The sequence below is a fragment of the Paenibacillus sp. FSL H7-0357 genome (assembly GCF_000758525.1).
Taxonomy (GTDB): Bacteria; Bacillota; Bacilli; order Paenibacillales; family Paenibacillaceae; genus Paenibacillus_AQ.
This window is the reverse complement of record NZ_CP009241.1, coordinates 708,357-730,703: the sequence shown is the minus strand read 5'-3', so window position 1 is coordinate 730,703 and position 22,347 is coordinate 708,357. Positions and strand designations below refer to the sequence as shown.

Here is a 22,347-nt window from a genome sequence, read left to right as displayed (position 1 = left end):
TTCCGACCAAACAGGAGGAACTTCCATGAAGAAGCACATCATACTAACCGCGGTTATTGCTGCAGTACTGGGAATCCAGCCGGGCTTCGCTGCACCCGTGCAGGCGGAAGGATCAGCCGCCGCATCTGCCGGAGCCTCCAAATCAGTGGTAACTGAAGCCGCCAAGAAGCAACATGCCGAAGCGGTCTATAAAACGACCTTGTCGCTGCTGAAATCTTCCAGCACGCTTCATCAGGGAATCAGCTACCTGAACAGCAACATTTACTCGGTCACCCCCTATCAGGCGGCATTAATGACCCTGAGGCTGGAGAATCTGCAAAAATCGCTGCTGCAATCCTGGGAGAGCAGATTCAGCAGCAACGAAATCCAGCGTAAACTCACCTCCATCTACAAAGAGGGCAGCAGCATGGCCAAGCTTGCCGAGAGTACAGAGGATGCTGCCTTGAGCAGCCTGCTGAAGAGCGCCGGAGAGAGCGGCTACAAGCTGGAGAATGCGGAAGGGACTTTTTTTCCAATCATCGATTATTCAACCTACCGCAGATATAAAATGTATGTTACGGATGACATCCGCGATTATATTACGATTATGGCCATCGAGTCGGAGCTTCCTTCATCCAAGGACAACGGCCTTGTGATTTCCTGGACGGATGTGGTTGCCCGGGCGCTGTCCCAGGAAGAGTTCACCCTGTCCTACCCCAAATCGAACCGGATCGCGGCAGTTAAGTCGCTGTATTCCATGTATGTTGGCGATACTTTCTATGGGCAGAACAATACGCCGCTCTTCCACTATGACAATCTGGAGATGGATCTGGAAGCCCAGAAAGCCTATAGCAGCATACTGGCCAAGCACAACGGCAGCAGTCAAATTCTCCAGAAGCTGGATGGCCTTATGAAGCTGTTGAAGGAAAATGGCTATAAGCTTGATGAAGGTGTCCAGCAGTATCTGAAGACAGAAGTCCCCCTCACCTGAACTATGCAAAAATGCCCGCCCCCTGCTGTTTCGGGGGCGGGCATTTTGCATAGATAACCGGTAACCGGTGTTTCCCTGCTTAAATCAGCATATTAAACAGATTGGGATCCTTGTTGATCTCGGTATAATCAAGACCCTTCTGCTGCATCCGTTCGATCAGCGGGGCGTAGTCATCTGTGTTCAGAAGCTCGATGCCGACCAGCGCCGGGCCGTTCTCCTTGTCATTCTTCTTCGTATACTCGAACCGTGTAATATCATCGTTAGGTCCAAGCACCTCGGCCAGGAACTCACGCAGTGCACCGGCCCGCTGCGGAAAGTTGACCATAAAGTAATGCTTCAGACCTTCATAAATCAATGACCGTTCTTTAATTTCCTGCATCCGGTCAATGTCATTGTTGCCGCCGCTCACGATGCAGACCACCGTCTTGCCGCGGATTTGATCACGGTACTGATCAAGCGCAGCCATGGGCAGCGAGCCTGCCGGTTCAACGACAATGGCATTTTCGTTGTACAGCTCCAGAATTGTCGTGCACGCCTTGCCCTCCGGCACTTTAATAACGTCATCCAGATGCCGGGAGCAGATATCATAGGTAAGTCCGCCGACACGCTTCACGGCTGCGCCGTCCACAAACTTATTGATTTCTTCAAGGGTCACTACAGCCCCGTTGTTCATGGCTTCACTCATGGAAGCCGCACCAGTCGGCTCTACACCAATCACCTTGGTATTCGGGCTTACAGTTTTCACGTAGGTGGCTACACCGGCAGCCAGACCGCCCCCGCCGATGGTAACGAACATGAAGTCCGCCGGCTTGTCCAAACTTTCCATAATCTCCATGGCAACCGTCCCGTTGCCGGCGATAATACGCGGTTCATCGAAGGGATGGATCAGTGTCATCCCGTGATCAATACAAGCCTGCAAGGCTTCATCATACGCATCGTCGAAGGTATCCCCCTTCAGAATAACCTCAACATATTCACCGCCGAACCGCCGGACCTGTTTGATCTTCTGGTTGGGGGTGGTGGTTGGCATATAGATCTTGCCCATAATGCCTAGTGCTTTGCAGGAATACGCCACGCCCTGCGCATGGTTTCCCGCGCTGGCACAGACGATTCCCTTGCTTCTATCCTCCGCAGACAAGCTGCGAATCATATTGTACGCGCCGCGAATCTTGAAAGAACGGACAATCTGCAAGTCCTCACGTTTCAAATACACATTGCAGCCGTATTTGGCCGACAACACCGCATCCAGCTGCAGCGGTGTACGGACGATAACCTCCCGCAGCACATGGTGTGCCCGCACAATATCTTCCATTCCTACGATCCGGTTTTCGCCTTCTCTCATCAATTCCTCGCCTCACTGTCTCTATCTAATCTATTTGCTTCTTGTAACATACTCTTCCAAGGACATTTTATCAAGCATTGTCCTCTCCGGGCAACACATGAATACCTTTTATATACGGTCCTAGTTCGGCAGTTAGGCTTTGAATCTGGATACCGTTGTCAGCAATTGGGCGGAGCTGTATTTGATTTCTTCCATCTCGGCCACGATGCCCCCGGATTTGCCAATAATCTGCTCGGCTTGGGCAGCGATGCTCCCCGCGCCCTCAGCTCCCTCATTCGTGGCACTGCTGGTCTCGCTGATTGCGGTGAGCATACTCTGGATGGAAGCCAGCAGCTGCTCGGTGGTGGCGCTAAAGTCCGTTACCAGCTCATCGATATATTTGGCATCCTCGCTGTACTGCCGGCCCGTCTCCTGCATGGAATTATAGTCCTGCAGCACCTGCTGGTCCATAAAGCGCAGCATACCCTCCGCCCCCTCCACCAGGCCGGACACCGCTCTAACTACGGCCTCCGTTGCCTCCTGAATCTCAGTCACCGTGTCTCGCGAGTTGTCGGCCAGCTTGCGGATCTCCTCCGCCACAACAGCGAATCCCCGGCCCGCTTCTCCCGCTCTGGCCGCTTCAATCGATGCGTTCAGCGACAGCAGATTGGTCTGGGCAGCAATCTCCAGAATCGCACTAGTTAAGGCGCCAATCCGTGAGATGGATTTCGATTGCTCTATCGCGCTCCGCAGCTTCACTTCGCTCTCTCCATACATCTCGTCCGCTTGCTTCCGCGAGCGGAACGCCCCCTCCTTGAGCCGTTCGGCCCGCTCATTGATCGCACTGGCAGCATCAGCACCCTCCTGGGCTTTGCGGGCAATACCGCTGACCGCATGCCCGATTTCATTCGTGCTGGCGTTCATTTCCTCCATCGAGGCAGCCGTCTGCTGCATTCCAGCCGATAATTCCTCCGTAATGGCCGAGATCTCAGAGATGCTTCCGTCCAGCGCTGATACATTTTTCTCCGTATTGTCTACAGCGCCTGAAATGCTCTGCGAGCTGCTCATAATGTCCTGAATCAGCGCCTGCTGCGAAGAGATCATCTCGTTGAAGCCGTGCGCCAACACTCCGATTTCTCCTTTAGCTGTAACCTTGGCCCGTACCGACAAATCACCGGACATCGCCTTCTGGAAAGCAGCAGTCAGGATCGGAATCTGCTTCAGAATGCTGTTGGAGACAAAATAGAGCAGCACGGACATCACCACTATAGAAGCGATGATGGAGAGCATGAAGATCAGTTTGAACATCTGCAGTTCCTTCTCCGCATTTTTTTCAGGTACAATCAGCGCTACCGACCACTGGTTCTCCACCGCAGGGGAATAGGATACATAGCTTGCCTTTCCGTCGATATCCGTCTGGATGACATTGGAGCCCCACTCAGTCATTTTATCACCGACTGCTTTCCAGTCCTCGCCGAGATCGCCCATCTTCTTCAGCAGAATATTATCGCTGTCCGGATGATAGATGAACGTACCGGTCTTATCAATCAGTACAGCAAAACCGCTGCCCTTATAGTTAAAAGCACTCAACGCCTGTGTTATTTGCTCCGTGGAGATATCCGCTCCCGCCACTCCAATCAGCTTGCCGGCATCATTCAGAATCGGCGCACTGACACTGACTACCATCTTGCCCGAGCCGGCATCAATATAAGGGTCTGTAACTGTAACACGGTTATTCTTGGCCGTCACCGCATACCAGTCGCGTTCCTTCAGATTAAAATCTGCCGGAGGTTCAAACTCATCCTGGGTAATCACTTTGTTTAGCGCATCCACTCCCACATATACGTTCAGCAGGTTTTTGTTGTTGTCCTTAATCAGGTTAAGTGTACGGATCAGTTCACTATAGCCGTTTGTCGTCTTTAGCGTATCCCCGGAGTCTGCCCGATCAATGAAGTCACGGACATAAGCATTGGCATTGAGCAGCTCCACACTGTTCATAGCAGGCCGAAGCAGGTCATTGACCTTTACACTGATTTTCTCCTTCTCATAGGTCAGCGAGCTGTTCAGATCATCTACAATAATTTGTTTCGCATTGCTGTAGATCACAACCGATACAATAACGAAAATAGCAACGACAGATAAAATCACGGACAAAAACAGCTTGCCGCGGATACCCATATTGCTAAAGGTTCGAATCATTGAACGCAATGCGGAGAACAGGCCGCTTACCTTCTTTTCCTGTACAGCCGGTTGATCCGGCTCCTTCTTCTCCACAACCTTAAGCTCAGGCTGCAGCCCGTTCTTGATCTTCTCTTCCTTATTTTTTCTTAGTGCCATAGGACTCCCCGCCTTCCATAAAATATGGGCCGACAATACTCTCTCTATGAATGTTTCCTTGTTTTCGACTTATTTCTGCAAAAAATCCCTTTATCCCTTTACCGTTTTACCTCGAGCTGTGAAAAAACTGTGTCCATGTCAGGTATTTTCACAAAAGAGCATAATAAAAAACACATTTTTATGTAAAAATGCGTGATTCGACCCTATTTATGCTGATATCAAGGATTTCGTTGGTTTTTATGTGAGGATTTATATCAGTTAGGGGATTAAATAGAGAGTGAAGAGGGAGGTGATCCGATATATTCTTAAAGCTTAGCGCTGGGAGAGGATTGCAGTTGCGGCACCAGATGATACTTCGAAGATTGTGCAAACGATTTGCCGCAACCACGCAAGTTTTTATAACTTTAACTTTTAATCCTTCTGTGTTCAGACATACCGGAGACGCAGGGAGTGGGTAGGCCAAAGCTCCTCGTTTACAGGTTCATTGTTGCTATGGAACGATTTCATGGCTGTACGCGTGCCAGAACTCCTGTTGTATTCATTTATAAGTTCGTCGAGCACCATCGATTGATGGAGCACGGCGGGATGGCCCAGAGTATATTGATTTTCCAACTTATTCAGCTTATACCGGGCTTGTTCAATGCGTTGTTTCAAACATTCCGCTTCCTTCACTCTTATCCCTCCTCATTTAAGTATTTTAGAAGAGTATTTCTTTTTCCGGGTGAAAATTTTTTTCAGAGAACCTCCCCTATCAAGTGGAAACGGCTTCGCCGTCCTCAAAAGGACGGTATCCGTTTCAGCGAGAAATAGAAGGATAATTTATAGCGTGAAGCATATAAATTCTTATCTTTAAATTAAAAAAAACACAGCCTGAGCGGCTGTGTCCGGTATACATCATATGATGAACTATTGCTTCAGCATCCACTTGAGCAGGTCCGGCATGCTTGCCCATAAACGGGAGTGCATGATGACATATTCAATCGCTTCATTAGAATCTCCCAAGCCTACAAAATCCGGCAGGTTATGCGGCAGCCGCTTCACGCCCAGTAAATAATCCGGCACATGCTTGTTCACGCCACGCGCCACACGGTACAGCATCTTGAGCTGGGAAGTGATTCCGTTCTTCTTGTATTCAAGGACAATCCGGTCATAGGCAAACGCAGCCGCGGCATCATCCTTGCCATATTTCTTCAGCACACGTTCTGCATCATTCAACCGGTTGGTGTACAAGTACGCAGCCGCCAGCAAATAACGCGCACCGGTATTGTCTTCCGGATTAAGCTCCATGATGCGTTCCAGCATCTGCGCCGCTTCTTCCGCGTTGCCACTGAACCAGCAAGACTCGGCATAGCTCTTGCAGACACGGATGTATGGCCGGGTTTCATGCAGGCCCCAGAAGTATCCTTTATTTTGGTTAAAATACAGCTCCCCCAGCTCACGCTCACCCGCAGCAATTCCCGCTTTGAGGTAGGCACGCGCCTCCTGCTCATTCTCCGATTCCTCAGCCAGAATAAGATAAGCGTCGGAATTGTCCGGATATAATTCAAGTGCAGCTTCAGCCAGTTGAATCCGCCGTTTGGTAGAAGTGGCTTCCGCTGCCTGATACAGAAGGGCCTGTGCTTTCTCCTTAGGAGTACCCGGACCGTTCAGCACTAGCAGCTCGTCAGACTCGCCGCCCATGCCGTATTCCTCCACGTAGTTAAGCATTTCCTTAACCTTGCGGGAAATCGTAGCCGCAGTAACCTCATATTTGGTTGCAAGTTCAGCCTGCGAAATCATAAAGCCGTACTCCTCGGACAGCAAATACTCGATCGCGGCACAGAAGGAGCCCATTTTCTTCACAGCAGGTTTAGTCTGGCGGGAGAAGCCGTTCCAAAGCACTAATGCTTCAAAAATCAGCTCCCGCTCATACTGGTTTCTCATGCTTTCGATAAGCTGCATCGCCAGCTGCTCGTGGGCCGGATGCTCCCATTTTAGCTCGCGTGTTACCATCTTTTTCAGCTTGGTCAGGGTAAGCTTGCTCTCTGGACGAAGGACAGGTTCCAACGCCTCAGGGCTCATGACAGGTTCAGTTACTACAGCCTCATGGGCTGCTGCCTCCTCCGTTGTTACGAGCCGCAGTATGGATTCAACCGCTGAGGTTTCTTTACCAAGGCAGCATCTTTTATATTTTTTCCCGCTTCCACATGGGCACAAGTCATTTCTTCCAACCTTACTCAAAAATAATTCCCCCTTAAATCTGTGACTAGCCATACACATAAGCGCATCGCTACTTTTGCACTATAAGTATCATTTCCCGGCAAGACGTATTCTATATTACGGGAACTTCACGGGCACTCCAAAAACCTAATTTAAAAAAGGCCTTTCCATGAAAGGAAAGACCCTTTATCTGTATATATCCGCACATTTTCCCCCGTACGAATTGTATTATAGCACTTCTTCTATCACTTGTCAGTCCTTTTTTGGGACTAATAGCGTAAAAATTTGCTAGGTTGCAGTCCTTTATCCTCAGATGAGCGCCTTCATGGCGATGTCACTGCGGTTCTGCTTTCCCTGGAAAGATATGGTTTCTGCACTGGCGTATGCGGCCGCACGGGCATCCGCAATACTCGCGCCCCTGCCGACAACACCAAGCACCCGTCCGCCATTCGTAACCCAGCTTCCATCTTCACCGCGTGCCGTCCCGGCATGGAAGATCAGTGCGTCCTGGCTGCTCTCCAGACCGGAGATAGGCACGTCTTTAGGATAAGGACCCGGATAACCCTCTGAAGCCAGCACTACGCATACAGCCGCTTCATCGCTCCACTGAATCTCAATATCCGCCAGCCTGCCCTCAGTGACAGCTAGAAAAATCTCCAGCAGATCACTCTTCAGCCTAGGCAGTACGACCTGCGTCTCGGGATCGCCGAAGCGGGCATTGAACTCAATCGTCTTCGGCTTGCCATCCGGTGAAATCATCAGCCCGGCAAACAGTACGCCGCTAAAAGGGCGGCCTTCGGCCACCATGGCTTTGGCTGTTGGCTCGATGATCGTCTCCACCGCCTCGCGGATAATATCCTCAGCGATGTGCGGCAGAGGCGAATACGTGCCCATTCCGCCGGTGTTCGGTCCTTTGTCGCCGTCGAATATCGGCTTGTGATCCTGCGCCGCCGCCATTGGCCGCACCGTTTCACCGTCAACAAACGCAAGAATCGACATTTCCTGCCCCGCGAGGAATTCTTCGATGACTACCTGCGCACCGGCTTCTCCGAATACCTTGTCCACCATAATATCACGCAGCGCCTGCTCGGCTTCTTCACGCGAATAAGCTACGGTAACGCCTTTGCCGGCAGCCAGGCCGTCGGCCTTGATGACGATCGGCAGCTCCTGTGCGCGCAAATAAGCAAGCGCTGCTTCATAACCGCTGAACTTCTCGTAGGCTGCTGTCGGGATGCTGTATTTGTGCAGCAGATCCTTCATAAACGTTTTGCTGCCTTCGATTTCAGCTGCATTCTTGCGCGGCCCAAATACAGGAATATTCTGCGCTTCAAAGGCATCAACGATACCTGCCGCGAGCGGATCATCCGGTCCAATGACTACAAGACCAACCTCACGTTCCTTGGCAAAGGCAGTCAGCCTGTCGAATTCGAACACGCCAATCGGCACACATTCAGCAAGCTGCGCGATCCCGGCATTGCCGGGTGCACAGTAGATTTTACCGGCTTTTGGGCTTTGAGACAGACTCCAGATGATCGCATGCTCCCGGCCCCCGCCGCCAACCACTAAAATATCCATATAAACGAAATCCTCCCCGGGCCTCTAGTGTTTGAAATGGCGGACGCCGGTGAAGACCATGGCAATTCCATATTCATTTGCAACCTTGATGGATTCCTCATCCTTGATCGAGCCGCCCGGTTGAATAACTGCGGTAATTCCAGCCTTCGCAGCCATTTCCAGCGTGTCGCCCATCGGGAAAAAGGCATCGGAAGCCAGTACAGCGCCTTTGGACTTCTCTCCGGCCTGTTCAATGGCAATTTTGGCCGCTCCGACACGGTTCATTTGTCCGGCGCCTACACCAACGGTCATATCATCCGCCGCCAGTACAATCGCATTGGACTTCACATGCTTAACTACTTTCCAGCCGAACAGCAGCTGCTTGAGCTCTTCTTCGGTTGGCTTGCGGCTTGTGACCACTTGAAGCTCTTCCGGGTTCACGGAGTGCACATCGCTCTCCTGCACTACCATACCGCCCTCAATGGAGGTAACGACAAAGCTGCTCTTGCGTGCAGAGGCCGTGCTTAAGCTGCCGATTTTGAGCAGGCGGATGTTCTTCTTCTTCGTAAGGATCTCCAGCGCTTCATCTGTGAAGCCCGGTGCCAGTACGATTTCCAGGAAAATATCCTTCAGCAGGTTAGCGGTATCCGCATCAATAATACGGTTCGCAGCCACAATCCCGCCGAAAATAGAGGTTGGATCAGCATTGTAGGCTTTTTGGTAAGCCTCGTATACACTTGCGCCCACGCCCACGCCGCATGGATTCATATGCTTAACGGCCACAACCGCCGGCTCTTCGAATTCTTTGACGATTTGCAGCGCCGCATTGGCATCGTTAATGTTGTTGTAAGACAGCTCTTTGCCGTGCAGCTGCTCGGCAGCCGTCAGCGTATCCTGCGCAGCGAGCGGCTTGCGGTAGAACGCCGCCTTCTGATGCGGGTTCTCTCCGTAACGCAGATCCTGAATCTTCTCGTAAGTCACCGTATAGCGCTCCGGCAGCGGTTCACCGGTCACATTAGCCAAATAATCGGCAATCAGGGCATCGTAAGCCGCCGTATGGCGGAACACTTTTGCCGCAAGACGTTTGCGGGTCTCAAGGGTCGTATCTCCGCCTGCACGTACCTCATCAAGCACACCTGCATAATCGGCCGCATCCACCACCACACTGACAAAAGCATGGTTTTTCGCCGCCGAACGCAGCATCGTCGGTCCGCCGATATCGATGTTCTCGATAGCTTCCTCGTACGATACATCCGGCTTGGCGATCGTCTCCGCGAACGGATACAGGTTCACCACGACCAGATCGATGTAGTCCAGCCCAAGCTCGGTCATCTGACGCGTGTGCTCCTCGTTGTCACGAACTGCCAGCAGTCCGCTGTGTACGGCGGGATGCAGCGTTTTGACGCGTCCGTCCATAATTTCCGGGAACCCTGTGACATCGGAAATACCGATGACTGGTACACCTTCTTTAGCCAAAAGTGTGCTAGTGCCGCCTGTGGAGATGATTTCTACGCCCAATGTAGACAACTCGCGGCAAAAATCCACGATGCCCTGTTTATCCGATACGCTGACCAGCGCTCTTTTGATACTCACTTTGAATAGTCCTCCTCCGGATGATGCCCGATTAGTTGTGTTTGAATGGTTAATGCTTAACAATGTGATGCCCTAAACTTGTATAACTGATCTACAAGCTCTTTCACCCGAATAAACCAGTCTTGCCAAATCACTAAAATTCCATCAGCTTACAGCATTCTTCCTAAGGCATAAATCAGGCATTCCATCACTCTCCGACACCCTTTGCCCGCTTGTGCAATATTTCCCGAGAAATATCGGAAGTGACCGCAGAAATTAACCTTTGTCAATAAAAAGATCAGCGCACCGCGCAATTCGCCAGTATTTAACGCTATAGACGTGCTAAACAATGCTGTTTTAAAAATTCCTGCGGAATCGCAGCTCATGTCCATAGTATGCGACACAGAATGACTCCATTTATGGCAAGCTCCCTGTCCTTAGCAGCAACGCTTATACTTCTATTCGGAAATTGTGGCTTTTCTTCCGTCCAGTCCAATTTTCCCGGCGGCAAAAGCAGATACTACCTCAGGGTAAAGCTCATACTCTACCTGATGAATTCGTCCGGCAAGGGTTTCCGCTGTATCTTCGGCCTCTACGGCAACGCCGCGCTGGGCAATAACCGGTCCGGTATCCATACCCCCATCGACAAAATGCACCGTAACCCCCGTCAGCTTCACACCGTAGTCTAATGCCTGGCCGATGGCATCCTTGCCGGCAAAGGCTGGCAGCAGAGAAGGATGAATGTTGATGATGCGCCCGGCGTAAGGCGTAAGCAGCACCGGAGTAATCAGCCGCATATATCCCGCCAGTACGACAAGCCCGATATCCCGGCGCTGGAGCTCAGCTACAATCTCCGCTTCATACAGCTCCCGGCTTGCGAAGTCCTTCGGCCGCAGCAGGAGGGCAGGAATCCCCGCTTCCTCCGCACGCTGTGCCACTAGCGCTTCCGGCCTGTCAGATACCAGCAGCTCAATGCGGCCTCTGCCAAGCTTCCCTGCGTTCTGAGCCTGAACCAGCGCAGCAAAATTGCTGCCCTGCCCGGAGGCAAACACAGCGATCCGGCTGTACTGCATCACACTTCAGCTCCCGTAAAGGTAACCTTGCGTTCCCCTTCCGTTACTGTGCCGATCAGATAAGCCTCTTCCCCGCCTGCTTTCAGCAGTTCCAGCGCTTTTTCTCCGTCTTCTGCAGACACTACCAGCACCAGGCCCACGCCCATGTTGAAGGTAGTGAACATATCGCGGTTGCTTACATTGCCTTTGCTCTGCAGCAAGCCGAAAATCGGCAGAATCGGCCAGGAGCCATAATTAATCTCCACATTCACATGATCCGGCAGTACGCGCGGAATGTTCTCGATGAACCCGCCTCCGGTAATATGCGCCATGCCTTTAACCGGCAGCTGTTCCAGCAGCGCGAGCAGCGGCTTCACATAAATCTTCGTCGGAGCCAGCAGCACATCCACCAATGGAGCTCCAAGCTCAGGGACCACATCGTTCAGCGCATAGCCGTCTTCCTCAAGCAGAAGCTTGCGTACCAGCGAGAAGCCGTTGCTGTGCACACCGCTGGACGCGAGACCGATCACCGTATCTCCCGGTGCGATGTTCGCGCCCGTAACCAGCTTCGCTTTGTCGGCTACGCCAACTGTGAAGCCGGCGATATCATATTCGCCCGCCGAGTACATCCCCGGCATCTCAGCCGTTTCGCCGCCGATGAGCGCGCAGCCTGCCTGGTGGCAGCCTTCCGCGATGCCGGCAACAATAGCCTCGATCTTCTCCGGCACAACCTTGTCGCAGGCTAGATAATCGAGGAAGAACAGCGGCTCTGCGCCTTGTACTACAATATCATTCACACACATGGCTACGGCATCGATGCCAATCGTGTCGTGGCGGTCGGCCGCGAAAGCGATTTTGAGCTTTGTGCCCACGCCGTCGGTTCCCGATACGAGCACCGGTTCTTCATACTTGTCCTTATTGAGACCAAACAGCGCGCCGAATCCTCCCAGCTCCGTCATAACCTCCGGACGGTACGTGCGCTTTACATGCTTCTTCATGCGTTCAACGGCTTCATTGCCAGCCGCAATATCCACTCCGGCGTTTTTATAAGCTTCCGACACTTTTGGACACCTCATTATTAGTTAGTTTAGAGCGCGTTTCGGGGCGGCAGGGATTGGCTGTGTGTGGTTCTTGGACGCCATTGCGATGAATGTTTGGACTTCCGGTCGCTGTTATATTTGGATTTCCTGATTTAAACCGCTCTTCGCGGTAGAAATCCAAATATAAAGGCGAACGCTATCGCTCCTACAGTTCCAAAATTCCTCTCCATGCCTTCCGAACCACCCGGGGCAAACCCAGCCGCAAGCCGCTGTACGCGCCTTGCACAGCAGCAGCAAGACCTCGGCGCTTGGCAAAGACAAGCGCCTCCTCAGCGAGAAAAGCGTTCCCTGCATTTGCGCAGCAAACAAGGGAGAGCTTTAAGAGCTTTGTCTTTGGCGCGCGAGGCGAAGCCGGGCGCGCCTTAAGCGAGAGAACCTCCGATTTTGCGTAGCAAACAGGATGGGTTCTTGAGCCTTTGGCCCGGCGAGGCAGCATGCCGCCAGGGCGCGGAGCGCCGTAGAGCGTGTCCCGGCCGTGCGCAGCACACAGGGACAAAGCGGGCACCCGCACCCCAGCCTTCTTAGCAAGTTAAAAGCAAACTCCTACCGCCAAACTTTCGGGTGGCCGGAGGGCAGAGCCCTTCGGAATCCCCCTTCGCAAGGGGGACTTAGGGGGATGGGCCACTCGACTATAGGGGGATGGACCCGCTTAACAGGAACAGCCGTCTTTTTCTTCCCCGCCGAAATCCACCTGCGTCGGGTAATCGTTGTCGAAGCAGGAAAGGCATAAACCGCCTTTGTAATCATCGCTATTATAACCGCCGATGGATTGGATCAGCCCTTCCGGTGAAAGGAAGGCCAGGGAATCGGCGTTGATCTCCTCGCACATTTCCTGAATACTCTTGTAGGAGGCGATGAGTTCACGCCGATCAGGTGTATCAATGCCGTAGAAGCATGGGTTCTTGAATGGCGGCGAGGTAATCCGCACATGCACTTCAAGCGCTCCGGCCTCACGCAGCAGGTTCACGATCCGGCGCGAGGTGGTGCCGCGCACGATGGAATCGTCGATCATGACGACGCGCTGGCCTTCAACGACGCGGCGCACGGCGCTCAGCTTCATCTTCACACCTTGCTCACGAAGCTCCTGGCTCGGCTGGATGAACGTCCGGCCAGTGTATTTGTTCTTGATCAGTCCCAGCTCATAAGGGATACCTGTTTGCTCGGCAAAGCCGATGGCTGCGGAGATACTGGAATCCGGTACGCCGGTTACAATGTCCGCATCCACAAAAGCTTCAAGCGCCATCCGGCTGCCCATCCGCTTGCGGGCGGAGTGCAGGTTCGAGCCGTTCAGATCGCTGTCCGGCCGGGCAAAATAGATATATTCCATGGCACAAAGCGCCTTGCGCTTCGGCTCAGCGAAGCGGTCTTCCCGGAAGCCGTCCTTATCAAGCACGAGCAATTCACCCGGCTCAATATCACGCACCAGCTTGGCACCGATAACTTCAAGCGCACAGGACTCTGAAGCGAAGACATAGGCTTCACCGAGCTGGCCCATGACGAGCGGACGAAGTCCGTGCGGATCAGATGCGACGATCAGCTTATCGTTGGTCATCAGCAGGAAGGCGAAACCGCCGACCAGCTGCTGCAGGGCATCTTTCGTGGCTTCGACAAAATCCTTCTGCGAACGTGCGATCAGATGTGCCAGTACCTCGGTGTCGCTTGTAGTCTGGAAAATAGAGCCGCCTTGCTCCAGCTGCTTGCGGATCAGCGGTTCGTTGACAATATTGCCGTTGGTGGCAATGGCCAGATCGCCGTCACGGTATTTGAAGACAAGCGGCTGCGCATTGGTCAGCCGGCTGTCGCCGCTGGTGGAATAACGCACATGGCCGATGGACATGTCACCAACCAGTGAAGCAATTTTATCCTTATCGAATACTTCCTTGACGAGGCCCATGCCGCGGTGATAGTTGAAGTCGCGTCCGTTTGCCACGCAGATGCCCGCGCTTTCCTCTCCCCGGTGCTGCAGCGCATGCAGTCCATAATAAGACATGGAGGCGGCTTCCGGGTGTCCGAAGACCCCGAATACGCCGCATTCTTCTTTTAAAGTGTCAAAAATATCTCCCGAGCCCGTTCCTTCGTTGTAAAAATCGCCGGTCCACAGGATTGGAGCCGCCTGCTCTTTCCCGGTCTTTATTTCATAAGACATGGAATAGCATCCTCCCAAATGGTTTTTAATTCCGTTACAGCTTCATCCAGTGCAGTCTTGCCGTCTAGAGCCAGGCGCAGTCTGTCCCCGCCAACGGTTCCGATGATTTCCACCGGCACGCCGTAAGCGGCAACTGCTGCTTTCAGCTCTTCCGCACGATCAGGAGCAGCGGTCAGTACGATACGGGATTGGCTCTCGCTGAACAAGGCCACATCGGGCCGCAGCCCGTTCGCGGACAGCTCTACGTTAGCACCAATACCGCCGCTGATGCAGCTCTCTGCCAGTGCAGCCGCAAGGCCGCCTTCGGAAAGGTCATGCGCGGAGCGGACCAGACCGCCGCGGATCGTGCCAAGCACAGCATCCAGCAGCTTTTGTTCAGTAGCCAAATCCAGTGCCGGCGGACGGCCTTCCGTCAGGCCATGTACAGCATATTGGAACTCACTGCCGCCAAGCTCAGCCTTAGTCACCCCAAGCAGTAGAATGGCGTCGCCCTCTTGCTTGAAGGCTTGAGTGGTAATGTGATCGGTATCTTCCACGAGACCCACCATACCGACAACCGGTGTCGGATAGATCGCTCCGGAGGCATTTTCGTTGTACAGGCTGACATTTCCGCCGATAACCGGCGTATCGAGCACACGGCAGGCTTCAGCCATGCCGTCTACCGCACGTTCCATCTGCCAGAAAATCTCCGGCTTCTCGGGACTGCCAAAGTTCAGGTTATCTGTAATCGCCAGCGGTTTAGCTCCGGAGCAGACAATGTTGCGCGCCGCTTCGCTGACTGCAATCCGGCCACCGACTTCAGGGTCAAGATAAACATAACGGCCATTGCAGTCCGTAGTCATTGCCAGGCCTTTGCGTGTGCCGTGGATCGTAACCACTGCAGCATCGGAACCGGGACGAACCGCTGTGCTGGTGCGAACCATATAGTCATATTGGTTGTATACCCATGCTTTGCTTGCTACCGTAGGGGAAGCGAGTACCGTGCGCAGCGCGCCGCCCAGATCGGTAACCTCGGCATAACGCAGAGTATCGACCGATGCATTCTCTTCATAATAAGCAGGAACTGCGGACGGTTTGTTGTAGATTGGACACTCATCTACAAGAGCCGTTACCGGCATATCGCCGACAACCTCACCGTGATGGAACAGCTTCAGGCGGCCGTCATCGGTTACCTTGCCCACTTTGCGGCAAATGACGCCCCAGCGGTCAAAAATCTCCTGTGCCTGCGCCTCATCCTTAGGCTCCACCACAAACAGCATCCGTTCCTGTGATTCCGACAGCATCATCTCGTAAGGGGTCATGCCTTCTTCACGCTGCGGTACCTGATCCAGATACAGCTCCAGGCCATTGCCCGCTTTGCTGGCCATTTCTGCGCTGGAGCAGGTCAGGCCTGCCGCGCCCATATCCTGAATGCCAAGCACGATGCCGCTGTCGATCAGCTCCAGGCAGGATTCCATCACCAGCTTCTCCATAAACGGATCCCCAACCTGCACTGCTGTCTTCTTGGCTTCCGACTCCTCGCTCAGCTCCACGGAGGCAAACGTCGCCCCGTGAATACCATCACGCCCTGTAGGTGGACCCACGTAGAATACGGGATTGCCTACACCTTTGGCGACACCGCGCTGGATTTTATCATGGTCGATCAGTCCGACACACATCGCATTGACCAGCGGATTGCCGTCATAGCTGTTGTCGAACATGATTTCGCCGCCTACGGTCGGAATGCCGATACAGTTGCCGTAACCTGCGATACCGGACACGACATGCTCGAACAAATATTTTACCCGGTCGCTCTCGAGCTTCCCGAAACGCAGAGAGTTAAGCAGCGCTACCGGTCTAGCACCCATGGAGAAAATATCGCGGATAATCCCGCCCACGCCTGTAGCCGCACCTTGATAGGGTTCTACCGCCGACGGATGGTTGTGGCTTTCGATTTTGAATACAACCGCCTGGTTGTCACCGATATCGACAATGCCGGCGCCTTCGCCCGGTCCCATCAGGACACGCGGTCCGCTGGTCGGGAAACGGCTAAGAAGCGGCTTGGAATTTTTGTAGGCACAGTGCTCGGACCACATTACACTGAATACGCCGATTTCTGTATAGTTGGGCTTGCGGCCCATGAAGGACGTGATCAGTTCATATTCGCTGTCCGACACGCCGAATTGACTGTAGATTTTCTGCTCCGCGATTTGCTCTGCGGTCGGCTCCTTAACGGATACTTGCTGCGTCATAACGATCCCTCCAGGTTTTGAGTATAGATGTAAACATCCGTTTGCCGTCTTCCGAGCCCAGCAGGCTGTTCGCTGCACGTTCCGGGTGAGGCATCATGCCAACCACATTGCCCGCTGCGTTGCTGACGCCTGCAATATCGGCTACCGAGCCGTTCGGATTGTCGCTATATGTGAATACGATCTGATTGTTTGCTTTGAGCGACGCCAAAGTCTCTTCATCACAGTAATAATTACCTTCGCCATGCGCGATCGGAATGACAATCTCTTCATCCTTCGCATAATCAACAGTAAACGGGGTTGTGTTATTAACGACCTTAAGCACGGTATCATGACAGCGGAATTTCATCGACATGTTGCGGCGCAGCGCACCCGGCAGAAGTCCCGCTTCGGTCAGAATCTGGAACCCGTTGCAGATGCCAAGCACGAATTTGCCCTGCTCCGCAGCTTTGGCCACTTCAGCCATCACCGGAGCAAACCGGGAAATCGCGCCGCAGCGCAGATAGTCACCATAAGAGAAGCCGCCTGGTACCAGAATGCAGTCATACGCCGACAGGTCTGTCGCAGTATGCCACACATAATCCACGGGTTCGCCAAGGCTGTCTTCTACCGCCTTATAACAGTCAATGTCGCAATTGGAGCCTGGAAAGACGAGTACAGCAAATTTCATGACTTTTAGTCCTCCAATTCGTAGCGGTAATCCTCGATCACCGTGTTGGCCAGCAGCTTTTCGCACATTTCCTTGAGGCGTCCTTCCGCTTCGGCGCGGTTATCTGTGTCGAGGGTAAGCTCCATATATTTGCCGATGCGCAGACTTTCAACTTCCTGGAACCCTACCGAATGCAACGCTCCTTGCACCGCTACACCTTGGGGATCGAGCACGCTTTTCTTGATGGTGACATAGACTGTCGCTTTTAACATACGCTTGTAGTTCCTCCTAAAATTTTATGGGCCTCAATGGGCAATCAACAAGAACACGGATGTACCTGAGTTTAATATTGAGATAACTGCATTCTGTACAGCTAAATTCCTTTTATTTCGGGCAAAACCCACTTTAATTGCATTCCATACAGCTATATTTTGAAACAACCGCCGTTCCAGGCTTGTTCGCCTGATTTAGTTGTACCAGATACATTTAAAAGGCAGCCAGCGGCGATTTTGCTCAAAATAACTGCAGAGAATGCAACTAGCGGACACACTACAGCTGGCCAAGTTAATAAACTATAAAGACTTGCCGGTAAGGCGATGATAGATGTCCAGATAACGGCGGCTCGTCTCTTCCACGACTTCAAGCGGCAGCGGGTCCGGCGTGCTGTTCTTGTCCCAGGAGGATGCGGCAAGATACGTCCGGACAGGCTCCTTGTCCATGCTGTCGATTTCAATATCCAGACTGTATTTATCTTTGGCCCAGAAGCGGGAAGCATCCGGGGTGAAAATCTCGTCGATCAGAATCACCTTGCCGTCCAGCAAACCGAACTCAAACTTGCAATCCGCTAGGATGATACCTCGCTCTTCACAGTATTCTTTGGCAAAAGCGAACAGCTTCAGGCTTTTCTCCTTCAGCTCAAGCGCCAGGTCGGCACCGATCAGCTCCTGCATCTGCTCAAAAGGGATATCCTCATCATGGCCTACATCATTTTTGGCCGCAGGGGTGAAAATCGGCTGGGCCAGTACGGCATTTTTACGCAGGCCTTGGGGTAGTTCAATACCGTTAACTTTCCCGGTCTCCTGGTACTGCCGCCAGCCCCCGCCGGTGATGCAGCCGCGCACGACACATTCGATATCAATGCGCTCTGCTTTGCGGACAACCATGATCCGGTTCTTGAGCGCCTCTCTGTCGCGTGCGATATCTCCCAGCTGGTCCACATCAATATGCACGACATGGTTCTCCATCAGGTCCTTCGTCTTGCCAAACCAGAAAGCGCTGAGCCGGTTCAGCACATTGCCTTTCTCCGGCACCGCCGGATCAAGCACATAGTCGAACGCGGAGATCCGGTCCGTAACGACAATCAGAGTCTGTTCCCCCAAGTCATACAATTCGCGAACCTTTCCTTTATAGAGCAGCGGTGCATTTACGAGATCCACAGCCGTGGATACGGCAGGGTGTGTCATGACCTTTCCTCCCTTGACCAAATGATCTTGCTAATATCTTGAGCAAAAAGCACTGGGACGTTTTATTTCCTTCGATCTGGACCAACAGAAATTTGTAATACTTCCTCTGGTTAATAGGTTCACTGCAAGAAATATTTGGACTTCCGATCGCTGTTATGGTCATATTTCTCTGATTTAACCGCAAGCTGCGGTAGAAATCTGACCATAGCTCATGCTTCCGAAGCGAGCTTTCCTACGGAAAGCTTTCAGGCGAACGCTGACGCTTCTACAGTTCCAAAATTTCTCTCCGTTCCTCTTTACCCCAAGTGCTTATTTCATTCTCCCTGTAGCTCCGCTTCTCAGTATAGAAAAACTGCCTAGTGCTCCCGCTCGTATTATTCTCCAGCTCCTCCGTTCACCAATAACTTACCTTTTATTAGATAAGCTCCAGCTTACGGAAGATAGTGTCGACATGCTTAAGGTGCCATGTAGGATTGAATGCATCTTCGATCTCTTCCGGGCTAAGGACAGCGGTGATTTCAGGTGTGGCTTCGACGATGTCGCGGAACTGGGTTTGCTCTTCCCAAGCCTGCATCGCACGCGGCTGAACGGTATCGTAAGCCTGCTCGCGGCTGAAGCCCTTGTCGATCAGCTTGGTCAGGATACGGCCGGAGAACGGCACGCCGAAGGTCCGGTTCATGTTGCGCTTCATATTTTCCGGGAACACGGTCAGGTTCTTCACGATGTTGCCGAAACGGTTCAGCATATAGTTGAGCAGCATGGTCGCATCCGGCAGGATAATCCGTTCCACCGAAGAGTGCGAGATGTCGCGTTCATGCCACAGCGGTACATTCTCATAAGCAGTAACCATATGGCCGCGAATGACGCGCGACAGGCCGGAAATATTCTCGCAGCCAATCGGATTGCGTTTATGCGGCATGGCGGAGGAGCCTTTTTGACCTTTGGCAAAAGCCTCTTCCACCTCGCGGATTTCACTCTTTTGCAGCGCGCGGATCTCGGTGGCGAACTTGTCCAGCGAAGTGGCGACCAGCGCCAGCGCAGCCATATATTCGGCATGGCGGTCACGCTGCAGGGTCTGCGTGGAGATCGGTGCCGGGCTGGTACCCAGCTTGCGGCAGACGAACTCTTCCACGAACGGGTCGATGTTGGCATAAGTGCCGACCGCGCCGGAGATTTTACCGAACTGCACGCCGTTCGCAGCATGGCGGAAGCGCTCCAGGTTGCGTTTCATTTCCTCATACCACAGTGCCATCTTGAGTCCAAAGGTCGTCGGCTCAGCGTGAACGCCATGTGTGCGTCCCATCATCGGCGTATCCTTGTAAGCTACCGCTTTATCCTTAAGAATTTCGATGAAGTTAATGATGTCCTGCTCCAGAATTTCGTTCGCCTGGCGCAGCAGGTAACCCAGCGCCGTATCAACAACATCCGTGGAGGTTAATCCGTAATGCACCCATTTGCGCTCCGCGCCAAGGCTTTCGGATACGGCACGGGTAAAGGCGATCACGTCATGACGGGTTTCAAGTTCAATCTCGTTGATGCGTTCAATATCAAACTTGGCGTCCTTGCGCAGCTTAGCGGCGTCTTCCTGCGGAATAACTCCCAGCTCCGCCCAGGCTTCGCACGCACATATTTCCACTTCGAGCCATGCATTGAATTTATTTTCTTCGGTCCAAATGGCCCGCATCTCAGGTCTGCTGTATCGTTCGATCATATCTTGTCAGTTCCTCCAAAGGTTAGTTTGCTCCACCCAGGACAAGCCGTCTCTGGTGTCCTTGCAGAGCAGGTTGATATGGCCCATCTTGCGGCCGGTCTTGCTCTCAGTCTTGCCATATATATGAAGCTTGGGCGAAATCCCCAGCTGGTTTGCTGCTTCGTCCATCTCACTAATCCGCTCCACTGCCCCGTCCAGATGCTGCCCAAGCACATTCACCATGACTACAGGAGTCAAAAGCGAGGTATCGCCGAGCGGCAAGTTGCAGATCGCCCGGACATGCTGCTCGAACTGCGAGGTGACGCAGGCGTCCATCGTGTAATGCCCTGAATTATGCGGGCGCGGAGCCAGTTCATTGACGAACAATTCTCCGTCGTCCGTCACGAACATCTCTACCGCCAGCAGTCCGACGGCATTCAGTCCGGACACCAGCCGCTCGGCAAGCTCGCAGGCTCTCTGCTGAATCTCCTCCGGCACACGGGCAGGCACAATCGACAGATGCAGGATGTTGTTCACATGAATGTTCTCGGCAGGCGGAAAGCTCTTGACCTCACCGGATGCGCTGCGGGCAGCAATGACGGAGATTTCGCAGCTAAAAGCAACGAATTTCTCCAGCACCAGCTCCGGCATAACGTTTCCGGCTGAGGCTGCGGAATCGGTGAAGCTGTCTGTTCCGCCAGCTTGCGGCGCCTCCTGCGCTCCGCCAGCTCCCGGCGCGACCTGCCGGAAGGCTGCTTCCAGCTCTTCCGGCCGGCGGATGACGGCTTGTCCCTTGCCGTCATACCCCCCTGTGGCTGTCTTCAGCACACAGGGCAGGCCCAGGTCGGCGGCCGCGGTGTTCAGCTCCGCCAGGCTGCCGACCTTGCGGTACGGGGCAACGGGCACGCCTGCCGCCTCGATGGCCGCTTTCTCACGCAGCCGGTGCTGCGTGGTGTACAGCAGCGCGCTGCCCTGGGGCACGTACGACTCTGCCGTCAGCAGCGCGGCCACGCCCGCATCGACGTTCTCGAACTCGTACGTGATCACGTCCGAGCGGCGCGCCAGCTCCCGCGCCGCGTCCCGGTCGTTGTACGCCGCGTGAATCTGCGGCGTCACCTGCCCGCAGGGCGCATCCGGCGCCGGGTCCAGCGCCACGAAGCGATAACCCATGGCGCTGCCGGCCAGCGCCATCATCCGCCCGAGCTGGCCGCCGCCCAGCACGCCGATGGTTGCACCGGGGCGCAGCGTCCGGGGCCTGTCTCCACCCGGTGCGGCGACGTAGGACACCGCAGCCTCCTGGCCTTGAGCTTCCAGGCCATTCTCTTCGCCCCGCTGTCCAGCCTGTCCCTGCTGTGTCAGGACATCCAGGCCATCCGCTGCTTCGCCCCGCGACTGTCTCCCGTCCCGCGTCGTGCTCACTTCCAAACCGTCCGGCTTCAGCTCTTCCGGTTTCATAAGGTGTCGCTGCTTTCCAGCACTTCGCGCTCTGTAGCTTCGCGCCGCTGCTGCACCCGGCTCTGCACCTCTGGCTCGAACGCGCCGATTATCTGCGCCGCGAGCAGCCCTGCATTGATGGCCCCGGCACGGCCAATGGCTACTGTCGCCACCGGAATGCCGCCTGGCATCTGCACAATGGAGAGCAGTGAGTCCAGACCGTTAAGCGCCTTGGACTGCACCGGAACACCGATAACGGGCAGCACCGTCTTCGCTGCCACCATACCCGGCAGATGCGCCGCGCCGCCTGCTCCGGCGATAATGACGCGAAGTCCGCGGCCCGCCGCTTCCTCCGCATAGCGGAACATCAGATCCGGTGTACGGTGTGCGGAAATCACTTTTTTCTCGTAAGGCACACCCAGCTCTTCCAGCACCGCACAGGCATGCTCCATCGTTTCCCAGTCGGATTTGCTGCCCATAATAACCCCAACTTGCACAGACATGACTCAACCTACCTTCCGTTCCCGATATAGATACTCTTATCTGCTTTAAGTTTGTCCCATTTCTCGCAAGTTTCCCATAATTCCGAAAAAAAAAGCCCGGATTCCAAACGCATTCTGCTGCGGGTGGAC

17 protein-coding genes are annotated in these 22,347 nt (G+C 53.7%); 1 reads left to right on the top strand and 16 read right to left on the bottom strand.

Annotated elements, in window-relative coordinates; genetic code table 11:
• The first annotated feature begins 25 nt into the window (after window positions 1–25).
• Window positions 26–970, top strand: coding sequence for a hypothetical protein (locus tag H70357_RS34930; protein WP_052091795.1), 945 nt, complete (start codon window positions 26–28; stop codon window positions 968–970).
• A 79-nt stretch (window positions 971–1,049) separates the two neighbouring features.
• Here H70357_RS34930 and ilvA read toward each other — a convergent pair whose 3' ends face one another.
• From ilvA to purE, 16 genes are all read right to left on the bottom strand, one after another.
• Window positions 1,050–2,312, bottom strand: a complete 1,263-nt coding sequence (gene ilvA, locus H70357_RS03235; RefSeq protein WP_038585695.1) for a threonine ammonia-lyase IlvA — start codon at window positions 2,310–2,312, stop codon at window positions 1,050–1,052.
• A gap of 132 nt (window positions 2,313–2,444) precedes the next feature.
• Complete coding sequence (locus H70357_RS34120; RefSeq protein WP_052091794.1) at window positions 2,445–4,628, bottom strand: methyl-accepting chemotaxis protein; 2,184 nt, start codon at window positions 4,626–4,628, stop codon at window positions 2,445–2,447.
• Between the two features lie 426 nt (window positions 4,629–5,054).
• Entirely contained in the window at window positions 5,055–5,282 is a 228-nt protein-coding gene (locus tag H70357_RS03225; protein ID WP_331281748.1) for an aspartyl-phosphate phosphatase Spo0E family protein, read from the bottom strand.
• Window positions 5,283–5,534: 252 nt separating this feature from the next.
• Window positions 5,535–6,848 (bottom strand): SEC-C metal-binding domain-containing protein, encoded by a 1,314-nt coding sequence (locus tag H70357_RS03220; RefSeq protein WP_038585691.1) that lies wholly within the window; start codon window positions 6,846–6,848, stop codon window positions 5,535–5,537.
• A 288-nt stretch (window positions 6,849–7,136) separates the two neighbouring features.
• Complete coding sequence (gene purD, locus H70357_RS03215; RefSeq protein ID WP_038585689.1) at window positions 7,137–8,402, bottom strand: phosphoribosylamine--glycine ligase; 1,266 nt, start codon at window positions 8,400–8,402, stop codon at window positions 7,137–7,139.
• A 24-nt stretch (window positions 8,403–8,426) separates the two neighbouring features.
• Window positions 8,427–9,974, bottom strand: coding sequence for a bifunctional phosphoribosylaminoimidazolecarboxamide formyltransferase/IMP cyclohydrolase (gene purH / locus H70357_RS03210; RefSeq protein WP_038585686.1), 1,548 nt, complete (start codon window positions 9,972–9,974; stop codon window positions 8,427–8,429).
• 437 nt (window positions 9,975–10,411) lie between these two features.
• Window positions 10,412–11,026 (bottom strand): phosphoribosylglycinamide formyltransferase, encoded by a 615-nt coding sequence (gene purN / locus H70357_RS03205; RefSeq protein WP_038585683.1) that lies wholly within the window; start codon window positions 11,024–11,026, stop codon window positions 10,412–10,414.
• A complete protein-coding gene (gene purM, locus H70357_RS03200) occupies window positions 11,026–12,066 on the bottom strand; it encodes a phosphoribosylformylglycinamidine cyclo-ligase (RefSeq protein WP_038585681.1) in 1,041 nt (346 codons plus the stop codon). The genes purN and purM overlap by 1 nt, the downstream gene beginning before the upstream one ends.
• A gap of 688 nt (window positions 12,067–12,754) precedes the next feature.
• Complete coding sequence (purF, locus tag H70357_RS03190) at window positions 12,755–14,251, bottom strand: amidophosphoribosyltransferase (protein WP_038585676.1); 1,497 nt, start codon at window positions 14,249–14,251, stop codon at window positions 12,755–12,757.
• Entirely contained in the window at window positions 14,236–16,482 is a 2,247-nt protein-coding gene (gene purL / locus H70357_RS03185) for a phosphoribosylformylglycinamidine synthase subunit PurL (RefSeq protein ID WP_038585673.1), read from the bottom strand. Before purL ends, purF begins: the two co-directional genes overlap by 16 nt.
• Entirely contained in the window at window positions 16,460–17,149 is a 690-nt protein-coding gene (gene purQ, locus H70357_RS03180) for a phosphoribosylformylglycinamidine synthase subunit PurQ (RefSeq protein ID WP_038585669.1), read from the bottom strand. Before purQ ends, purL begins: the two co-directional genes overlap by 23 nt.
• Window positions 17,150–17,154: 5 nt before the next feature.
• Entirely contained in the window at window positions 17,155–17,400 is a 246-nt protein-coding gene (purS, locus tag H70357_RS03175; RefSeq protein ID WP_019913657.1) for a phosphoribosylformylglycinamidine synthase subunit PurS, read from the bottom strand.
• 300 nt (window positions 17,401–17,700) lie between these two features.
• Window positions 17,701–18,591, bottom strand: a complete 891-nt coding sequence (locus tag H70357_RS03170) for a phosphoribosylaminoimidazolesuccinocarboxamide synthase (protein ID WP_038585666.1) — start codon at window positions 18,589–18,591, stop codon at window positions 17,701–17,703.
• A 415-nt stretch (window positions 18,592–19,006) separates the two neighbouring features.
• Window positions 19,007–20,302, bottom strand: a complete 1,296-nt coding sequence (purB, locus tag H70357_RS03165) for an adenylosuccinate lyase (protein WP_038585664.1) — start codon at window positions 20,300–20,302, stop codon at window positions 19,007–19,009.
• A gap of 6 nt (window positions 20,303–20,308) precedes the next feature.
• Complete coding sequence (locus H70357_RS03160; protein ID WP_052092430.1) at window positions 20,309–21,568, bottom strand: 5-(carboxyamino)imidazole ribonucleotide synthase; 1,260 nt, start codon at window positions 21,566–21,568, stop codon at window positions 20,309–20,311.
• 164 nt (window positions 21,569–21,732) lie between these two features.
• The gene (gene purE, locus H70357_RS03155) at window positions 21,733–22,218 is read right to left on the bottom strand and encodes a 5-(carboxyamino)imidazole ribonucleotide mutase (RefSeq protein WP_038585661.1); all 486 of its coding nucleotides are present in this window, start codon (window positions 22,216–22,218) and stop codon (window positions 21,733–21,735) included.
• Window positions 22,219–22,347: the final 129 nt, after the last annotated feature.

Excerpts from the sequence above, each read along its gene's own strand:
- H70357_RS34930 (WP_052091795.1), top strand. The coding sequence starts at position 26 with ATGAAGAAGCACATCATACTAACCGCGGTTATTGCTGCAGTACTGGGA.
- ilvA (WP_038585695.1), bottom strand. The coding sequence starts at position 2,312 with ATGAGAGAAGGCGAAAACCGGATCGTAGGAATGGAAGATATTGTGCGG.
- H70357_RS34120 (WP_052091794.1), bottom strand. The coding sequence starts at position 4,628 with ATGGCACTAAGAAAAAATAAGGAAGAGAAGATCAAGAACGGGCTGCAG.
- purD (WP_038585689.1), bottom strand. The coding sequence starts at position 8,402 with ATGGATATTTTAGTGGTTGGCGGCGGGGGCCGGGAGCATGCGATCATC.
- purN (WP_038585683.1), bottom strand. The coding sequence starts at position 11,026 with ATGCAGTACAGCCGGATCGCTGTGTTTGCCTCCGGGCAGGGCAGCAAT.
- purF (WP_038585676.1), bottom strand. The coding sequence starts at position 14,251 with ATGTCTTATGAAATAAAGACCGGGAAAGAGCAGGCGGCTCCAATCCTG.
- purL (WP_038585673.1), bottom strand. The coding sequence starts at position 16,482 with ATGACGCAGCAAGTATCCGTTAAGGAGCCGACCGCAGAGCAAATCGCG.
- purQ (WP_038585669.1), bottom strand. The coding sequence starts at position 17,149 with ATGAAATTTGCTGTACTCGTCTTTCCAGGCTCCAATTGCGACATTGAC.
- purS (WP_019913657.1), bottom strand. The coding sequence starts at position 17,400 with ATGTTAAAAGCGACAGTCTATGTCACCATCAAGAAAAGCGTGCTCGAT.
- H70357_RS03170 (WP_038585666.1), bottom strand. The coding sequence starts at position 18,591 with ATGACACACCCTGCCGTATCCACGGCTGTGGATCTCGTAAATGCACCG.
- purB (WP_038585664.1), bottom strand. The coding sequence starts at position 20,302 with ATGATCGAACGATACAGCAGACCTGAGATGCGGGCCATTTGGACCGAA.
- purE (WP_038585661.1), bottom strand. The coding sequence starts at position 22,218 with ATGTCTGTGCAAGTTGGGGTTATTATGGGCAGCAAATCCGACTGGGAA.